General features: G+C 63.8%; 17 protein-coding genes. 8 read left to right on the forward strand and 9 right to left on the reverse strand.

Annotated elements, in window-relative coordinates:
- Positions 1-23 precede the first annotated feature (23 nt).
- Positions 24-878, reverse strand: a complete 855-nt coding sequence (gene coxB / locus FXB40_RS00590) for a cytochrome c oxidase subunit II (RefSeq protein WP_148770128.1) — start codon at positions 876-878, stop codon at positions 24-26.
- Positions 879-1,326: 448 nt separating this feature from the next.
- Between coxB and FXB40_RS00595 the strand changes: the two genes are divergently transcribed.
- Entirely contained in the window at positions 1,327-1,860 is a 534-nt protein-coding gene (locus tag FXB40_RS00595; RefSeq protein WP_187436573.1) for an invasion associated locus B family protein, read from the forward strand.
- Between the two features lie 7 nt (positions 1,861-1,867).
- Here the strand turns inward: FXB40_RS00595 and FXB40_RS00600 are convergent, their stop codons facing one another.
- Positions 1,868-2,155, reverse strand: a complete 288-nt coding sequence (locus FXB40_RS00600; RefSeq protein WP_148770132.1) for a hypothetical protein — start codon at positions 2,153-2,155, stop codon at positions 1,868-1,870.
- Between the two features lie 172 nt (positions 2,156-2,327).
- Here FXB40_RS00600 and tldD point away from each other — a divergent pair, with 172 nt between their 5' ends.
- The 4 genes from tldD to FXB40_RS00620 are packed head-to-tail and all read left to right on the forward strand — an operon-like array spanning position 2,328 to position 5,461.
- The gene (gene tldD / locus FXB40_RS00605; RefSeq protein ID WP_148770134.1) at positions 2,328-3,755 is read left to right on the forward strand and encodes a metalloprotease TldD; all 1,428 of its coding nucleotides are present in this window, start codon (positions 2,328-2,330) and stop codon (positions 3,753-3,755) included.
- Positions 3,752-4,528, forward strand: coding sequence for a signal peptidase I (gene lepB / locus FXB40_RS00610; protein ID WP_148770136.1), 777 nt, complete (start codon positions 3,752-3,754; stop codon positions 4,526-4,528). The genes tldD and lepB overlap by 4 nt, the downstream gene beginning before the upstream one ends.
- 10 nt (positions 4,529-4,538) lie before the next feature.
- Positions 4,539-4,886 (forward strand): MmcQ/YjbR family DNA-binding protein, encoded by a 348-nt coding sequence (locus tag FXB40_RS00615; protein WP_148770138.1) that lies wholly within the window; start codon positions 4,539-4,541, stop codon positions 4,884-4,886.
- Positions 4,887-4,894: 8 nt separating this feature from the next.
- Complete coding sequence (locus tag FXB40_RS00620; RefSeq protein WP_148770208.1) at positions 4,895-5,461, forward strand: nucleotidyltransferase family protein; 567 nt, start codon at positions 4,895-4,897, stop codon at positions 5,459-5,461.
- Positions 5,462-5,569: 108 nt separating this feature from the next.
- Here FXB40_RS00620 and FXB40_RS00625 read toward each other — a convergent pair whose 3' ends face one another.
- The 3 genes from FXB40_RS00625 to FXB40_RS00635 all read right to left on the reverse strand — a co-directional run bounded on the left by FXB40_RS00625 (position 5,570) and on the right by FXB40_RS00635 (position 8,250).
- Positions 5,570-6,148 (reverse strand): PAN domain-containing protein, encoded by a 579-nt coding sequence (locus FXB40_RS00625; protein WP_148770140.1) that lies wholly within the window; start codon positions 6,146-6,148, stop codon positions 5,570-5,572.
- 134 nt (positions 6,149-6,282) lie between these two features.
- On the reverse strand, positions 6,283-7,653 hold the full coding sequence (locus tag FXB40_RS00630; protein ID WP_148770142.1) for a glutamate--cysteine ligase: 1,371 nt from the start codon (positions 7,651-7,653) through the stop codon (positions 6,283-6,285).
- Positions 7,654-7,752: 99 nt separating this feature from the next.
- Positions 7,753-8,250, reverse strand: a complete 498-nt coding sequence (locus FXB40_RS00635; protein WP_148770144.1) for a MarR family winged helix-turn-helix transcriptional regulator — start codon at positions 8,248-8,250, stop codon at positions 7,753-7,755.
- Positions 8,251-8,376: 126 nt separating this feature from the next.
- Between FXB40_RS00635 and gstA the strand changes: the two genes are divergently transcribed.
- Both gstA and FXB40_RS00645 read left to right on the forward strand, forming a co-directional pair.
- Positions 8,377-8,991, forward strand: coding sequence for a glutathione transferase GstA (gstA, locus tag FXB40_RS00640; protein ID WP_148770146.1), 615 nt, complete (start codon positions 8,377-8,379; stop codon positions 8,989-8,991).
- Positions 8,992-9,215: 224 nt separating this feature from the next.
- Complete coding sequence (locus FXB40_RS00645; RefSeq protein WP_187436574.1) at positions 9,216-9,524, forward strand: hypothetical protein; 309 nt, start codon at positions 9,216-9,218, stop codon at positions 9,522-9,524.
- Between the two features lie 449 nt (positions 9,525-9,973).
- On the opposite strand, the gene FXB40_RS00655 is transcribed toward FXB40_RS00645, so the two are convergent.
- The 4 genes from FXB40_RS00655 to FXB40_RS00670 are packed head-to-tail and all read right to left on the reverse strand — an operon-like array spanning position 9,974 to position 15,679.
- Positions 9,974-12,187: an FAD-dependent oxidoreductase gene (locus FXB40_RS00655; RefSeq protein ID WP_148770148.1), complete on the reverse strand. Its 2,214-nt coding sequence runs from the start codon at positions 12,185-12,187 to the stop codon at positions 9,974-9,976.
- A 19-nt stretch (positions 12,188-12,206) separates the two neighbouring features.
- Positions 12,207-13,415 (reverse strand): acetyl-CoA C-acetyltransferase, encoded by a 1,209-nt coding sequence (locus FXB40_RS00660; protein WP_148770150.1) that lies wholly within the window; start codon positions 13,413-13,415, stop codon positions 12,207-12,209.
- A 48-nt stretch (positions 13,416-13,463) separates the two neighbouring features.
- Positions 13,464-15,254 carry an acyl-CoA dehydrogenase C-terminal domain-containing protein gene (locus FXB40_RS00665; RefSeq protein WP_148770152.1) on the reverse strand — a complete coding sequence of 597 codons (1,791 nt, stop codon included), beginning with the start codon at positions 15,252-15,254 and terminating at the stop codon, positions 13,464-13,466.
- Between the two features lie 38 nt (positions 15,255-15,292).
- Positions 15,293-15,679, reverse strand: coding sequence for a nuclear transport factor 2 family protein (locus FXB40_RS00670; RefSeq protein WP_148770154.1), 387 nt, complete (start codon positions 15,677-15,679; stop codon positions 15,293-15,295).
- A gap of 230 nt (positions 15,680-15,909) precedes the next feature.
- Between FXB40_RS00670 and FXB40_RS00675 the strand changes: the two genes are divergently transcribed.
- Positions 15,910-16,500 (forward strand): PadR family transcriptional regulator, encoded by a 591-nt coding sequence (locus FXB40_RS00675; protein ID WP_148770156.1) that lies wholly within the window; start codon positions 15,910-15,912, stop codon positions 16,498-16,500.
- Positions 16,501-16,507 lie beyond the last annotated feature (7 nt).

Below are 16,507 nucleotides of genomic sequence, written 5' to 3' on the forward strand. Positions count from 1 at the left end.
TCCCTCAAGCCGTCACCCGGCGCTTACTGCGCCGGGCTGGCCGCGGAGGCGAAAGTGCTGGTGCCGCCGCTCGCATATTTCTTTTTCGCCGTTTCAACCCAGGAGGCAAACTCCTGGTCGCTCACCACGCGAATAGCGATCGGCATGAAGGCGTGGTCCTTGCCGCAGAGCTCCGAGCACTGGCCGTAGAACATGCCGGTCTTGGTGGCCTTGAACCAGGTCTCGTTCAGGCGGCCCGGAATGGCGTCGATCTTGACGCCGAAGGCCGGCAGCGCGAAGGCGTGAATGACGTCGGCGCCGGTGACCTGAACGCGAATCACCTTGTTGACCGGCACCACCAACTCGTTGTCGACGCCGAGCAGCCGGGGCTGCTTGTCCTGGGCCATCAGCGAGTCGAACTCGAACTTGCCGTTATCAGGATAGGCGTAGGACCAGTACCACTGCTTGCCGGTGGCCTTGATGGTCAGATCCGCCTTCGGCACGTCGAGCTCGAGGAACAGCAGGCGGAACGACGGCACCGCGATGCCGACCAGGATCAGCACCGGTACCAGCGTCCACACCACCTCGATCACCGTGTTGTGGGTGGTCCGCGACGGCACCGGATTGGCCTTCGAATTGAACTTCACCACCACGACCACGAGCAGCGCCAGCACGAACAGCGTGATGACGATGATCAGGACGGACAAGAAGTCGTGGAACCAGACGATGTTGTCCATCACCGGAGACCCGGAGGCCTGCAGGTGCCATTCCCACGGCTCCGGCTGCCCGAGCTCGGCAAATGCCGCGCCGCCCGTCGCCAGCGTGACGCCAGCCGCCACCAAGGCGATGGTGGCCAATCCCAGCAAATGCCGGCCCACCCGACTCTTCGACATCCTCATGCCGCTCGCGCTCCCCTTACGAAATCACCCCGAGTGCATTGCCCTATTTCCGGGAAATGCTTATTCGACCCGCCCGTCCGACAAACCGCCGCGCAAGAATACCTCTAAGAGGAATTGGGGCCAGATCGCTCAAACGCCGAAATCAAGCCTCTCAAACCATAATTCTTGATCTATCGCAATGCAGTCTTCGGCTCGGTCTGCCTGCCATCACCCGCAAGATATTTCCCAGCAACATCAGACAAAAATACCGTTTCCCGGGAGGCCGCCGCTTGACAGCTGAATTGCCCGCGGTAGGCACTGACGGACAGTTGCGCAGGAACCTGATTCGTGCCGGCGACGGCGGGCCAAGGCGGCGCGGGATTTGCTTGGGAATTGCCTTCAAGACGCCGTCATTGCCGTATCAGTCCACCAGCGCGAGCGACCCAGGCGAGCAGAGGGACCGACCCCGATGGGGCTTTCGAGATGCATGGCAAGGCCGGCTGATGGCCTCAAGGCGCTGATCTGCCTGCTGGCCGCCGCCCTTCTCCTTGCATTGCCGGACCTCGCCCATGCGCAGGGCGCGGTGCGGTCCGTCCATGGCGACTGGCAGATCCGCTGCGACACCCCGCCGGGCGCCCAGGCCGAGCAATGCGCCCTGATCCAGAGCGTGGTGGCGGAAGACCGCTCCAACGCCGGCCTCACCGTGATCGTGCTCAAGACCGCCGACCAGAAGAGCCGCCTGATGCGCGTGGTCGCCCCCTTGGGCGTGCTGCTGCCCTCCGGCCTCGGGCTGAAGCTCGACAACCAGGACGTCGGCCGCGCCGGCTTCGTCCGCTGCCTGCCGAATGGCTGCGTCGCCGAGGTCGTCATGGACGACAAGCTGCTCGGCCAGCTCCGCAGCGCCAAGACCGCGACCTTCATCATCTTCGAGACGCCCGAGGAAGGCATCGGCTTCCCGCTCAGCCTGAACGGGCTCGGCGAGGGCTACGACAAGCTGCCGTAGGCTGCCCTCACGCTCTGTCCACGCGATAAAGCTCCGTGTCACACCAGGTGCAGCGATAAAGGCGCCCGGCATGGGGCACCGCCATGCTCGCCGCCTTCTGGCGGCATTTCGCGCAAACGATGCCGTCCACGGTGTCGCAGCCGGGATGGGCTGCGAGATAGGCCTCCCGCGTCGGATAGGATGTCCAGTTGCGCCGATAGATGAGCAGATTTGCGGGCAGGACCAGCGCGAGAACGGCGAAGCCGATGATCAGGCCATGATACTGATCCAGCAATGCCAGCAGGGAATTCCACATGCCGAGGCTCTCGCGACGTCAGTCCGGATGAGGCATCCAAATAGACTGAAATTTTGAAGGCCGGCTTAAGGGGAAGGCGCACCTATCGTTTCCGTAATGTGACGGCCCGCCCCTCGCGGAATAACCGGGAAACCATTATCTTGCCTCACATCATCGGATAATGGACGGACGCATGACCAATCCTGCCACAGCCTCCCTGCTCGACCGCGCCAATCTCGACCGCGACCAGGTTCGCCACGAGCTCGCGCGTGGCCTTGCCGGTGCCGACGACGGCGAATTGTTCCTGGAATACAGCCAGACCGAAGCGCTGATGTTCGACAATGGGCGGCTGAAGCAGGCGACCTATGACACCTCGCAAGGGTTTGGCCTGCGCGCGGTCAAGGACGATGCGGTCGGCTATGCGCATTCCTCGGACGTGTCGCTGCCGGCGCTGATTCGCGCAGCCGACGCAGTCGCGGCCGTCCGCGGCGGCTATTCCGGCAGCTTTGCCGCCCCGCCGGCGCATACCAACGTGCGGCTTTATAGTGACGACAACCCGCTGGACGCGCCGGGCTTCGAGACCAAGGTCAAGCTGCTCGCCGAAATCGACGCTTATCTGCGCGACAAGGATCCGCGGGTGCGGCAGGTCAGCGTCAGCCTGGGTGCGACCTGGCAGGTCGTCGAGATCCTGCGGCCCGACGGCGAGAGCTATCGCGACATCCGTCCGCTGGTGCGCGTCAACGTCTCCGTCGTCGCCGGCCAGGGCGACCGCCAGGAGAGCGGCAGCAAGGGTTATGGCGGCCGCGCCGGCTATGCCGAATTCATCGAGAGCAAGAACTGGCGCGACGCCGCCGATGGCGCGTTGCGCGAGGCGCTGGTCAATCTGGAATCGATTCCCGCCCCTGCCGGCGAGATGGACGTCGTGCTCGGCGCCGGCTGGCCCGGCGTGATGCTGCATGAAGCGGTCGGTCATGGCCTCGAAGGCGACTTCAACCGCAAGAAGACGTCGGCCTTTGCCGGCCTGATGGGCCAGCAGGTCGCAGCCAAGGGCGTCACCGTGGTCGATGACGGCACCATTGCCTCGCGCCGCGGCTCGCTGTCGATCGACGACGAGGGCACGCCGACCAATCGCACCGTGCTGATCGAGGACGGCATCCTGGTCGGCTACATGCAGGACCGCCAGAACGCGCGGTTGATGAACATGAAGCCGACCGGCAACGGCCGCCGCCAGGGCTATGCCCATGTGCCGATGCCACGCATGACCAACACCTACATGCTCGCGGGCGACCGCGACCCGGCCGAGATTCTCGCGTCGGTGAAGAACGGCGTGTTTGCCGCGAATTTCGGCGGCGGACAGGTCGACATCACCTCGGGCAAATACGTCTTCCAGTGCACCGAGGCCTACAAGATCGAGAACGGCAAGATCGGCGCGCCGCTGAAGGGCGCCATGCTGATCGGCAACGGGCCGACCGACCTGCATCGCATCCGCATGATCGGCAACGATCTCGCGCTGGATACCGGCATCGGCACCTGCGGCAAGAATGGCCAGGGCGTGCCGGTCGGCGTCGGCCAGCCGTCGCTGCTGATGGAACGCATTACGGTGGGTGGAACGGGCGCATGAGCGTTGAGAAAATAACTGTCAGCACCAAGCGGAAGAGCAGCGGTTGGGGCGGTCAGCTGGTGCAGCTCGCCGGCATCGTTGCCGCCGTCTTCATCGCCAAGGGCGCGCTGGCCGAACCGTTCTACGTGCCATCGGGCTCGATGGAGCCGACGCTGTTGATCGGCGATGCCCTGCTCGCTTCGAAATTCCCCTATGGCTACGGCACCTCGTCGCTGCCGATCCAGATCAATTTGCCGGAAACCGGCCGCGTCTTCGCGGAAACGCCGAAGGCAGGCGATGTCGTGGTGTTCCGCTGGCCCGGCGACCGCTCGCAGGCCTGGGTCAAGCGCGTGGTGGGCCTGCCCGGCGATCGCATCCAGATGCGACAGGGTCAGCTCTTCATCAATGACCGTCCCGCCGAATTGAAGCCGGATGGCGTTGGTGCCGCCGAGGACGACAATGGCGGCAGCGAGCCCGCCTACCGCTATGTCGAGACGCTGCCGAACGGCGTCAAGCACCTGATCTTCAAGATGCGCGACAACGGTCCGCTCGACAACACGCAGGAAGTGACGGTGCCGGCCGGACATCTGTTCGTGCTCGGCGATAACCGAGACAACTCCGCCGACAGCCGCGTGCCGCTGCGCTCCGGCGGCGTCGGCCTGCTGCCGGTCGACAATCTCGTCGGCCGCGCCGATGCCGTACTCGGCTCCTGGGATCTCGGCATGCGCGGCCAGCCGGTGTGGACCTGGCTCTCCGGCTTCCGCCTCGCGCGGTTCTTCACCGCCGTGCACTGAGCTGATCCTCATGACCTTCGACGACGTCAGAAAATTTGCGCTGACGTGGCCGGAGGTCGAGGACGGCACCTCCTACGGCACGCCGGCGCTGAAAGTGCGCAAGAAGATGCTGGCGCGCCTGAAAGAGGATGGCGACAGCCTGGTGATGCCGGATGTCCCGATCGACGAGCGCGCGATGCTGGTCGCGAGCCAGCCGAAAATCTTCTATTTCACCGATCACTACGCCGACTATCCGATCGTGCTGATCCGCCTGTCCAAGGCCAGGCGCGCGATCGTCGAACCGTTTCTCCGGCGGCGTTGGCGCGCGCTGGCATCGAAGGTTGCGCGAGCGGACTATGATGCGCGCGAGGGCGCGTGACGCACGCGATGAATGAGGACCGCTTTCTCGCGCTGGCGCTGAAGAACCCGGTCAACGTCGCAATCCTCGACGAGCTCCAGCGCCTCGCCCTGCCGGATGCGTGGCTGGTCTCGGGATGCCTGGTGCAGACGGTGTGGAATGTCCTCACCGGCCGTGCCATCGATCACGGTATCGCCGATTACGACGTGTTCTATTTCGATCCGGATACCTCGTGGGGCGCGGAGGATGCAGTGATCCGGGACGTGCATGCGCGACTCGGGCACCTCGGCGTCAAGATCGAGACCCGCAACCAGGCGCGCGTGCATCTGTGGTATCCTGGCAAGCATGGCCTGCCCTATCCGCCCTTGAGGCGCGCGGCTGACGGCATCGACCGCTTCCTCACGCAAAACACGCAAGTGGGCGTGAGGCGCTCGGGCGATGGTCACGAGGTCTACGCGCCGCATGGGTTCGACGACGTCGAGAGATTGATCGTGCGGCCCAATCCGGGCCCGAATTTCTCCGCAGCAAATTACACCGCGAAGGCGGCGCGATGGAAAGCGTTGTGGCCGGAGCTTACGGTGATTGCCGCGGAGTGAGCTCTCGTAGGGTGGGCAAAGCGTAGCGTGCCCACCACTTCTCGTCGCGATTGCGAAAGACGGTGGGCACGGCGCTTCGCGCCTTTGCCCACCGCTACGGCACCTTGCCTACCTCACCACACCCGACGTGAACCCCGCCTTCCGCCGCGGCGGCTTGATGTCCTTTTTCAGGAAGCAGCGCGCTTCCCGGCCGGTGTAGCCGGGACGGGCATAGGTGAAGGCGCGGCATTTGTTGTCGGCGGTGCAGGCGGCCTTGCAGATGTCCTCGCCTTCGCCTTCCTTGAGGTCGAAATTACGCAAATCGCCGCCGGGGCGGTCGATCGAGGTCTCCACGCCCTCGACACGCGGCTCGATCACGCCGGCGCCGCGCACGCCGGAGATACAGCAACTACCCGGCACCCGCGGCGGCACGGTATTCTTGAGCCAGCACACTGCGGCAGCGCCGTCGATGTCGGGATAGCTGAAGCTCCACGACCGGCATTTGCGATCGCGCTCGCAGAGCAACGCGCAGTCCTCGGGATCACCTGACGTGACCGGCGTGTTGAAATAATCCCCGCCGGGCCGGTCGAACGCCGTCTGGGCGCGCGCAGGCCCGCTCGCAAACGCGAGCGACAGCAGCGTGACGCAAGCCACGACGCTGGCCAGGGCCTTGGCCATGACGGCCCCAGGCAGGCGGCGCTTCCCCATCGGAACAGCTTTCGAGTTATTGACGGCGCTCAGGTTTTTCAGCCGGTCATTTGATCGCCGCAAACCTGTATGGGCGATGAACGGCCTAAAACCTGGTCGTTGGCCTATTTGCCTAGAGCAAGACGGAGATGGCTCTAGAACGCGTATTCCGCGTAGGCCGGTTCCACCGAGCCCTTCCAGGCGCCGTTGAACTTCTCGAGCATCTCTTCGGCCGGGGTCCGGCCGGAATCGATGATGCGGTCGAGCGGCTCCAGATGCCGGGTCTCGTCGCGGCCGATCGCGTCGATGCGGCCGCGGCGACGCAGGCCCGCATGTGCCAGAACGAGGCATTCCTTGGCGATCTCGAACAGATAGCGGTCCTTGATCCGCGCCTTGAAGCCGAAGCGCGGCACGTCGTCGCGGAGCGCCTGACGCTCGGGCGCGGTCCAGTGCTTCACCAGATCCCAGGCGGCGTCGAGCGATACGTCGTCATAGAGCAGCCCGGCCCAGAACGCCGACAGCGCCGGCAGACGGCCCCACGGGCCGCCATCGGAGCCGCGCATCTCGAGGTAGCGCTTGAGCCGCACTTCCGGGAAGATCGTCGAGAGATGGTTGGCCCAGTCCGACAGGGTGGGACGCTCGCCGGGCAGATTGTTGTTGCGGCCGTCGAAGAAGGCGCGGAATGAGGAGCCCGACACGTCGATATAGTCGTCGCCGCGCTTGACGAAATACATGGGCACGTCGAGCGCGTAGTCGACATAGCGCTCGAAACCCATGCCATCCTCGAACGCCCACGGCATCATGCCCGAACGCGCATTGTCGGTGTCGCGCCAGATCTCGGAGCGGAAGGACAGGAAGCCGTTCGGCTTGCCTTCGGTGAACGGCGAGTTGGCGAACAAAGCGGTCGCCACCGGCTGCAGCGCCAGCGAGACGCGCAGCTTCTTGACCATGTCGGCTTCGGACGAGAAATCGAGATTGGTCTGCACGGTGCAAGTCCGGTACATCATGTCGAGGCCGTATTGGCCGACCTTCGGCATGTAATTGGTCATGATCTTGTAGCGGCCCTTGGGCATCACCGGGATGTCGGCGCGCGACCAGGACGGCGTCATGCCGAGCCCGAGGAAGCCGATGCCGAGCGGGGTCGCGATCTCGCGCACCTGCGCCAGATGCGCCATCAGCTCGCTCTGGGTCTGGTGCACGTTCTCGACCGGCGCGCCGGAGAGCTCAAACTGTCCGCCGGGCTCGAGCGAGATCGCGCCGCCGCCGGTGACGTCGTAGAGACCGATGATGTTGCCCTTCTCCATGATCGGCTCCCAGCCGAGCAGGAGCTTCATGCCTTCGAGCAGTGCCCCGATGCCGCGCGCGCCCTCATAGGGCACTGGACGGTGGCCTTCGAGCGTGAACGGCGTCTTCTCGTGCTCGGTGCCCATGCGGAACTCGGACGGGTCCTTGCAGCCTTCCTCAAACCACGCAACGAGCTCGTCGCGCGATTGCAGCGGCGTCATATCGATCTGGTCTCGCGCCATATCAAACTCTAATCAGAAGCGCTTCGATCGAATGCGCGCGGGTGACGGGATGGTCCGCGAACCCACCGGGGCGCGCGGACGTGCTGGTTTGCCGCGCGGTCATCGCGACGGCGAGGTTTCGTTGACGTTGACGACGGGCGGCAGTTTCATCTCGCCGCACGCGCAGCCCAGGCGGTCGAGCAGACCACTGAGCTTGACGGCATCGGCATCGGACAGTTTCGAGCCGACATATTTCTCGATCGCAGCCGAATAGGCGCCCCACATCCGCTTCTGCAGCTCGCGGCCAGCCTCGGTGATCTCGACGAACTGGCCGCGTTTGTCGATCTTGCATTCGCGCCGGGAGGCGAGCCCCTCATCGACCAGGCGGTCGATCAGGCGCGAGGTGGAGTATTGCGGGATCAGCATCTGCCGCTCGAGTTCCACCGGGCGCAGCTCTCCGCTCGGCGCGCGCGACAATTCGAGCAGCGCGTCGTACCATGCCAGTGGCGGGAACCCGGCCTTCTTCAGGTCCTGCTCGACGCAGTCGAGCACACGGCTCTGCACCCGCATCAGGCGGATCCAGGCACTGGTTGCCTCGGTCGATGGTTTGCGTTTCATGGTCCCGCTCAAACTGGTCGCCCGCTTCTTACCCCACTCGATGCACCTGCATCAATCTTGACTATTGCATGCAGGCGCATGTAGGCGTTCTTTCGCCCCAACCAAGCGTCAAGAGGAGGAAATTCCATGAAACTGTATTACTCGCCCGGCGCCTGCTCGCTGTCCCCCCATATCGCGCTCCTGGAGGCCGACCTGCCCTATGAGCTGGTCAAGGTCGATCTCCGGGCCAAGAAGCTCGAGAATGGGGACGACTATCTGAAGGTGAATCCAAAGGGTCAGGTCCCCGCGCTGGGCCTCGACAGTGGCGAGATCGTGACCGAAGGTCCGGTCATTGTCCAGATGATCGCCGACAAGGCCCCGGCCAGGGCGCTGGCTCCTGCGCGCGACAGTTCCGAGCGCTACAAGCTGCTCGAATGGCTGAACTTCCTCACCTCCGAGGTGCACAAGAGCTTTGGCCCGCTGTTCGCACCGGCGCTGAATGACGACGCCAAGGCGTTCTTCAAGGACCGCGTCATGGGCAAGCTGAAGCACATCGACAGCGAGCTCGTCGGCCGCGACTACCTGATGGGCAAGCAGTTCTCGGTCGCTGACGGCTATCTCTTCACGATGCTGACCTGGGCCGACCGGATGAAGTTGGACCTCTCGGCAATGCCAAACCTCACCGCCTACAAGGCCCGCGTCGCGGCACGGCCGAAGGTGCAGGAGGCCTTGAAGAAGGAAGGGCTGGTGCAGGCCGCGTGAACGCTCGCAATGCTCAGCAAGCCAAAGGCCGGATCAACGATCCGGCCTTTCCTATTGGGCTGTAAGCCGACACCGGCGCGAAACCCCTTCGCCGGATTACCTCTTATTAGACTTATGAACTACTGTTCGTGGAATGTAAGTGGTGCTGTCTTGTCAGTACCCGCAAAGCGGGCGAGCTTGACGTAATTGATTGAAGAATTTTCGGACTCGCATCGGGGTTGAACTTGACGATTGCCATCGTCCTGATCGCTGCAAGCGCATTGGCGGGAATAGCGACAGGCTGTGCTTTCAGGATCTGGGCGCTGGTCGTGCTTTCGCCCTTTATCGCAATTTTCGCGGCGATCATTCTTCGCGTTTACGACTTCGGAATGATGGCGGGCGTGACCGTCATTGCCATCTGTCTTGCCGCCTCCCAGCTCGCCTACTTCGCGACAACCTATCTGCGTTACGCGCGGGACGTCTCACCGCATGACGAAGTCGACGGCGAGCCAGGCGAGAGAGGCGAGCAGAAAATCCGCCGCGAGCACAAATAACGCCAACGCCGCCCAAAGCACGGGCCCCCTGCGGCGCAGACGCGCCGGCCTTTGCACCGGCAGAATGCGGCCGAGCGCAGGCGTAACAGCAATTTTCGCGGAGACATCGCGACCGAGCGCGGTCTTCCGCAGCACCAAAGAGTTCATCAAGGACACTTTCTTATTTCGTCTTCAACTTGCCGATGGAGCGGCAAGTGTCCCAACAGGTTCATCACCCGACTGGTTAGCAAGAGTGATGCCAAGGCCGAGCAAAAGAACGGCGCCGCTTTGACGCGCTTATGACAATTGCGCGACAGTGTGGCAGCGGGACTCTGGCACGGTTCCTACCGGGATTTTGTGACCGGTTCCACAACCTGGGAACTAATCTGACGTAACCGTGATGATGTCGCTGGAAAACAAAAAGGCCGGATCCACGATCCGGCCTTCTCGTTTCAAGCGAACGCGATCGATTAGGCAGCAGCTGCCTTCTTTGGCGCGAAGCGGCCGTAGAACGTTTCACCCTTCGCGGCCATCTCTTCGAGAAGCTTCGGCGGCGTGAAGCGCGAGCCGTATTTCGCCTCGAGCTTGTGGCAGAGCTCGACGAACTTCTTCGTGCCCATAAAGTCGATATAGGACAGCGTGCCGCCGGTGAACGGCGCGAAGCCGAAGCCGAGGATCGAGCCGACATCGGCTTCGCGCGGATCCGTGATGACGTGATCCTCGACTGTGCGCGCGGCTTCCACCGCCTGCACGACCAGGAAGCGCTGCTTCAACTCCTCGATGTCGAGCGTGTCGGGATCGAGCTGCTTCGGCTGCAGCGCGGACAGGCCCGGCCACAGGCTCTTCTGACCCTTGCCCTCAGGATAATCATAGAAGCCCTTCTTGTTCTTGCGGCCGAGGCGGCCCTGCTTCTCGACCAGTTCAACCATCAGCTTCTTCTGATCGGGGTTGATGGCGTTGGGGCCGAGATCGGCTTCGGTCGCCTTCATGATCTTGAGGCCGAGGTCGAGCGCGACTTCGTCAGACAGCGAGAGTGGGCCGACCGGCATGCCGGCCATCTTGGCGCAATTCTCGATCATCGCGGGCGGCACGCCTTCGAGGAACATCTCGTTGCCTTCGGCGACGTAGCGGCCGACGCAGCGATTGGCGAAGAAGCCGCGGCTGTCGTTGACCACGATCGGCGTCTTGCCGATCTGCCGGACGTAGTCGAGCGCGGTCGCCAGCGCGACATCACCGGTGTTCTTGCCCTTGATGATCTCGACCAGCATCATCTTCTCGACCGGCGAGAAGAAGTGGATGCCGACGAACTTGCCCTGGTCCTTGAAGCCCTCAGCCAGCGAGGTGATCGGCAACGTCGAGGTATTCGACGCGAAGATCACGTCGGGCTTGAGATACTCCTGCGCCTTGGCAAAAGTCTCCGCCTTGACCTTGCGGTCCTCGAACACGGCCTCGATGACGAGGTCGACGTCCTTCAACGCGGCATAGTCCGCGGTCGGCGTGATGCGCGCGAGCAGCGCCTCGGCGTCGGTCGGCTTGGCGCGGCCCTTCTTGATCTGCTCTTCGATCAACTTTTGCGCATGCGCCTTGCCCTTGTCGGCACTCTCCTGGTCGCGATCGATCAGCACGACGTCGAGACCGGCACGGGCCGAGACGTAACCGACGCTCGCACCCATGAAGCCGGCGCCGATCACGGCGATCTTCTTCACCTTGGTCGCGGGCACGCCCTGCGGACGGCGCGCGCCCTTGTTGAGCTCCTGCATCGAGAGGAACAGGCTGCGGATCATCGCAGCCGCTTCCTTCGAGCGCAGCACCGAGGTGAAGTAGCGCGACTCGACGCGCAGTGCCGCGTCGATCGGCAGCTGCAAGCCTTCATAGACGCAGCTCATGATCGCGCGCGCGGCCGGATAGTTGTCGTAGGTCTCGCGGCGATAGATCGCGTTGCCGGCCGGGAACATCATCATGCCGGCCTTGGAGAATACCGGGCCGCCGGGCAGCTTGAAACCCTTCTCGTCCCAGGGCGCGACAGCCTTGCCGCCGCCCTTGATCCAGTCCTTCGCCGCCTTGACGAGATCGGCAGCCGGCACGATCGCGTGGATCAGATTGAGCTGCTTGGCCTTGTCGAGCGTGACCGGGTCGCCCTTGAGCAGAATCGTCATCGCGTCCTGCGGCGGTACCAGGCGCGGCACGCGTTGCGTGCCGCCGGCGCCGGGGAACAGGCCGACCTTGACCTCGGGCAGGCCGAGGCGCGTCTTGGGATTCTCGGCCGCCACGCGATAGTGGCAGCACAGCGTAATCTCGAATCCGCCGCCGAGCGCGAGGCCATTGATCGCGGCCGCCCACGGCTTGCCGGAGGTCTCGATCGAGCGCAGCACCTGCGAGAAGCCCCGGCTCTGGTCGAACAGCATCTGGTTCGCCGCGGTCTCACCCTGCTCCTTGAAAACCTTGGCGTAAGCCCGGTTCAGGCCTTCGAGCATCGACAAATCGGCGCCGGCGCAGAACGCCTCCTTCGCGGAGGTGATAACGACGCCCTTCACCGCGGCATCAGCCGTGGTCGCCTTGACGATCGCATCGAGCTCGCTGGTCGAGGTCTCGTCGAGCACGTTCATCGAACGATCCGGGATGTCCCAGGTGACGAGCGCGATGCCGTCGGAATCGGTCTCAACCTTGAAGTTCTTGTAAGCCATGTTGGTTGCTCCCCTACCCTTAGACGCGCTCGATGATGGTCGCGGTGCCCATGCCGCCGCCGATGCACAGCGTAACCAGGGCGGTGGACTTGTTGGTGCGCTCGAGCTCGTCGAGCACGGTGCCCAGGATCATCGCGCCGGTGGCGCCGAGCGGATGACCGAGCGCGATGGCACCGCCGTTGACGTTGATCTTGGCGTTGTCGATGTCGAAGGCCTGGATGTAGCGCAACACCACCGAGGCAAAGGCCTCGTTGAGTTCGAACAGGTCGATATCCGACTTCTTCATGCCGGAACGTGCGAACAGCTTTTCGGTGACGTCGACCGGACCCGTCAGCATCATCGCCGGCTCGGAGCCGACGTTGGCAAATGCGCGGATTTTTGCGCGCGGCTTGAGGCCGTACTTCGCGCCCGCCTCCTTGCTGCCGAGCAGCACCGCACCGGCGCCATCGACGATGCCCGAGGAGTTGCCGGCGTGGTGCACGTAGTTGACGCGCTCGATCTCCGGGTGCGACTGTACCGCGACGCCGTCGAAGCCACCCATCTGCGCCATCATCGTGAACGACGGCTGCAGCTGCGCCAGCGACTGCATCGTCGTCGAGGGACGCATATGCTCGTCCTTGGCGAGGATGGTGAGGCCGTTGATGTCCTTCACCGGCACCACCGACTTGTTGAAGCGGCCTTCATCCCAGGCCTTGCCGGCGCGCTGCTGGCTCTGCACGGCATAGGCATCGACGTCGTCGCGCGAGAAGCCGTATTTGGTGGCGATCAGGTCAGCCGAAACGCCCTGCGGCATGAAGTAAGCCGGCACCGCCATCGACGGATCCATCGGCCAGGCACCGCCGGAGGCGCCGATGCCGACGCGGCTCATCGATTCGGCGCCGCCGCCGATCACGAGCTCATGCTGGCCGCTCATCACCTGGGCTGCGGCAAAATTCACGGCGTCGAGGCCGGAGGCGCAGAAGCGGCTGATCTGAACGCCGGGGACGGCCTCGCCGAGACCCGCCTTCAGCGCCGCGAAGCGCGCGATGTCGGAGCCGGCTTCGCCGACCGGATCGACCACGCCGAGCACGACGTCATCGACGGAATCTTCCGGCAGATTGTTGCGGTCCTTCAGCGCCTTCAACGGTACGGTGGCGAGCGCCAGCGCGGTGACTTCGTGCAGCGCGCCGTCCGCCTTGCCGCGGCCGCGGGGGGTGCGGACGTGATCGTAGATGAATGCCTCAGGCATGACGCCCTCCTGATCTGTTGTTCGAATTTTGATGACGCGGAAGCAGGCTCAGAACGCTTCCGCCGGCAGTTCCATGATGGTGGCGCAACCGGACTGGATGCGCGCGAGATTGGCCGCGGTCTCCGGCAGCATCCGCTCCATGAAGAAGCGGCCGGTCACGAGCTTGGTCGAGAGATAGGGCGTCGCCCCGCTGGCGGCAATCTTGGCCTGCGTGACCTTGGCCATCTTCGCCCACATGTAGCCGAGCGCGACGAAGCCGAAGAGATGCAGGTAATCCGTTGCGGCGGCACCGGCATTGTCCGGCTTCGCCATCGCGTTCTGCATCAGCCAGGTCGTGGCCTGCTGGAGATGGCCGAGCGAGGCCGACAGCGGGGTGATGAAAGGCTTCAGCCCCTCGTCGCTGCCGTTCTCCTTGGCGAAGGCCATGACCTCGCCGAAGAATGCCATGATGGCACGGCCGCCGTCGCGCGGCAGCTTGCGGCCGACGAGGTCGAGCGCCTGGATGCCGTTGGCGCCTTCATAGATCATCGCGATGCGGGCATCGCGCACGAACTGCTCCATGCCCTGCTCGGCGATGTAGCCGTGGCCGCCATACATCTGCTGCGCCTGCACCGCGTTGGCAAAGCCGTAGTCGGTGAGGAAGCCTTTCAGCACGGGCGTCATCAGGCCCATGTGATCGTCAGCGGCCTGACGGTCCTTGGGATCTTCGGAGCGATGCGCGACGTCGCTCTTCAGCGCGGTCCACATCACGAAGGCGCGTGCGGCCTCGTTGAAGGCGCGGATCGAGAGCAGCGTGCGGCGGACATCGGGATGCACGATGATCGGATCGGCCGGCTTGTCCGGCGCCTTCACGCCGGTGAGCGAACGGCCCTGGATACGCTCGCGCGCGTAGGCGACCGCGTTCTGGTAGGCGACCTCGGACTGCGCGAGACCCTGCACCGCGACGCCGAGGCGGGCCTCGTTCATCATCACGAACATGCCCTGCATGCCCTTGTTCTCTTCGCCGATCAGCCAGCCGGTGGCGCTGTCGTAGTTCATCACGCAGGTCGAATTGCCGTGGATGCCCATCTTGTGCTCGATCGAGCCACAGACGACGCCATTGCGCTGCCCCACCGAACCATCGGCATTCACCAGGAATTTCGGCACCACGAACAGCGACACGCCCTTGATGCCGGCGGGTGCGCCCTCGACGCGGGCGAGCACGAGGTGGATGATGTTGGGGGCGAGGTCATGCTCGCCGGCCGAGATGAAGATCTTGGTGCCCGTGATCTTGAAGCTGCCATCCGCCTGGCGCACCGCCTTGGTGCGGAGCATGCCGAGATCGGTGCCGCAATGCGGCTCGGTCAGGTTCATGGTGCCGGTCCATTCGCCGGCGACCATCTTCGGCACGTAGGTCTGCTTCTGCTCCGGCGTGCCATGAACGATCAGCGCGGCGGTCGCGCCCATGGTGAGGCCGCCATACATCGAGAACGCCATGTTGGCGGAGATCTGGAATTCGTTGACCGCCTGGCTCAGCGCCACCGGCAGGCCCTGGCCGCCGAACTCGGTCGGCGCCGACAGGCCGAGCCAACCGCCTTCAACGACCTGCTTGAACGCGTCCTTAAAACCCTTGGGCGTGGTGACGCTGCCGTCGTCGGCGCGCTTGCAGCCTTCGAGATCGCCGACGCGATTGAGCGGCTGGAGCACCTCTTCAGAGAGCTTTGCGGCTTCGCCCAGGATTGCTTCGCGCACGTCGCTCGATGCATCGGAGAAGCCGGCGAGATTGTCGTAGCGGTCGATCTGGAAGACGTCGTTGAGCAGGAAGTTCACGTCTTCGACGGGGGCTTTGTAGATCGGCATGGTGGTCTCCCGGCAAGCCTTGAAGTGATGATGCTGAATTATGATTGAGCGGCGGCGAGCTGCTCCGCCATCAGGCGGTGCAGCATGTTGATGGCCTTGAGCGGACGCACCATCACCTTGAAATTTGTGATTCGTCCCTTGGCATCGAAGGTGATGATGTCGACGCCGTTGACCTCGATGCCGTCGATGATCGTCTTGAATTCGAGCACGGCACCGTCAGCGCTGGTCCACTCGCCGACATAGCTGAAGCCGGGACCGCCGAGCACCTTCTCGGCGCTGGCGAGATATTTGAAGGTGATGTCGCGCCCGCGCTGCGGGGAATGCACGACGGGGCTTTCGAACACGGCGTCAGGATGGAGCAGGTCCCAGAGCGCTTTCGCATCATGGGACTTCATGAAGGCGTACCAGGAGTCGAGGCCGGTCATTGTCAGGTCCCTCCCGTGGATCAAAGGCCTTGAATCAAAGGTCTTGAATCAAAGGCCTTGGCAAAAACTCGAAAACAACCCCATGCACAGTAGCAAGGAGGTTGATTCCGCTGGGTTTTCTGGTCGGTTTGGAGCCCCGACCTTGGACCACCCCATATGCACATTGACGCATATGCGTCGATACGCATAAAGTCAAGCTGCTTGGTTAAGGTCACAGGGAGGCAGGTCACATGGCGCTGGGCGACGCGATCCTCGCATGCCTGACGGAACGTCCGATGACGGGTTACGAGCTCGCCAAGACGTTCGACTCTTCGATCGGCTTTTTCTGGAAGGCCGACCACCAGCAGATCTATCGCGAGCTCTCCAAGCTGCGCGACCGCGGCTACATCCAGGGCCGTGAGGTCGTCCAGTCCGGCAAGCCCAATAAACTCATCTATACCCTCACTCCGGAAGGACGAACAGCGCTGCGGCACTGGGCCGCGCGACCGAGCACCCCTCCCTCGATCAAGGACGACCTGCTGATCCGGCTGCATGCGCTGGACAGCATCGACATCGAGCCTATCCGCACCGATCTGATGGACCGCCTGGAGCATCACCGCGACCGGCACGAGAATTACGAGCGGATCCTGAAGAAGCGTTTTCCCGAAGGGACGGCCTCAGGCGTGCTCGACCTCGGCAATCTGCTGCTGCTCCGCCTCGGCGCGCGGCACGAGCAGATGGTGGCCGATTTCTGCGAGGAAGCGCTTGATGCGCTGTCGGCGATGAGCGGCAAGGGCACGGTGGTACCGCTGGACGACGGCAAGCGCGAAGGCAAGGGTTAGGCAAGGG

It is taken from the genome of Bradyrhizobium rifense (assembly GCF_008123425.1).
Lineage (GTDB): Bacteria > Pseudomonadota > Alphaproteobacteria > Rhizobiales > Xanthobacteraceae > Bradyrhizobium > Bradyrhizobium rifense.

Bases quoted from the DNA above. Each gene is read 5' to 3' on its own strand.
- gstA (WP_148770146.1), top strand. From the start codon at position 8,377: ATGAAACTGTATTACTCGCCCGGCGCCTGCTCGCTGTCCCCCCATATC.
- FXB40_RS00635 (WP_148770144.1), bottom strand. From the start codon at position 8,250: ATGAAACGCAAACCATCGACCGAGGCAACCAGTGCCTGGATCCGCCTG.
- FXB40_RS00660 (WP_148770150.1), bottom strand. From the start codon at position 13,415: ATGCCTGAGGCATTCATCTACGATCACGTCCGCACCCCCCGCGGCCGC.
- FXB40_RS00595 (WP_187436573.1), top strand. From the start codon at position 1,327: ATGGGGCTTTCGAGATGCATGGCAAGGCCGGCTGATGGCCTCAAGGCG.
- FXB40_RS00670 (WP_148770154.1), bottom strand. From the start codon at position 15,679: ATGACCGGCCTCGACTCCTGGTACGCCTTCATGAAGTCCCATGATGCG.
- FXB40_RS00665 (WP_148770152.1), bottom strand. From the start codon at position 15,254: ATGCCGATCTACAAAGCCCCCGTCGAAGACGTGAACTTCCTGCTCAAC.
- FXB40_RS00600 (WP_148770132.1), bottom strand. From the start codon at position 2,155: ATGTGGAATTCCCTGCTGGCATTGCTGGATCAGTATCATGGCCTGATC.
- tldD (WP_148770134.1), top strand. From the start codon at position 2,328: ATGACCAATCCTGCCACAGCCTCCCTGCTCGACCGCGCCAATCTCGAC.
- lepB (WP_148770136.1), top strand. From the start codon at position 3,752: ATGAGCGTTGAGAAAATAACTGTCAGCACCAAGCGGAAGAGCAGCGGT.
- FXB40_RS00625 (WP_148770140.1), bottom strand. From the start codon at position 6,148: ATGGGGAAGCGCCGCCTGCCTGGGGCCGTCATGGCCAAGGCCCTGGCC.
- FXB40_RS00630 (WP_148770142.1), bottom strand. From the start codon at position 7,653: ATGGCGCGAGACCAGATCGATATGACGCCGCTGCAATCGCGCGACGAG.
- FXB40_RS00620 (WP_148770208.1), top strand. From the start codon at position 4,895: ATGAATGAGGACCGCTTTCTCGCGCTGGCGCTGAAGAACCCGGTCAAC.
- FXB40_RS00655 (WP_148770148.1), bottom strand. From the start codon at position 12,187: ATGGCTTACAAGAACTTCAAGGTTGAGACCGATTCCGACGGCATCGCG.
- coxB (WP_148770128.1), bottom strand. From the start codon at position 878: ATGAGGATGTCGAAGAGTCGGGTGGGCCGGCATTTGCTGGGATTGGCC.
- FXB40_RS00615 (WP_148770138.1), top strand. From the start codon at position 4,539: ATGACCTTCGACGACGTCAGAAAATTTGCGCTGACGTGGCCGGAGGTC.
- FXB40_RS00675 (WP_148770156.1), top strand. From the start codon at position 15,910: ATGGCGCTGGGCGACGCGATCCTCGCATGCCTGACGGAACGTCCGATG.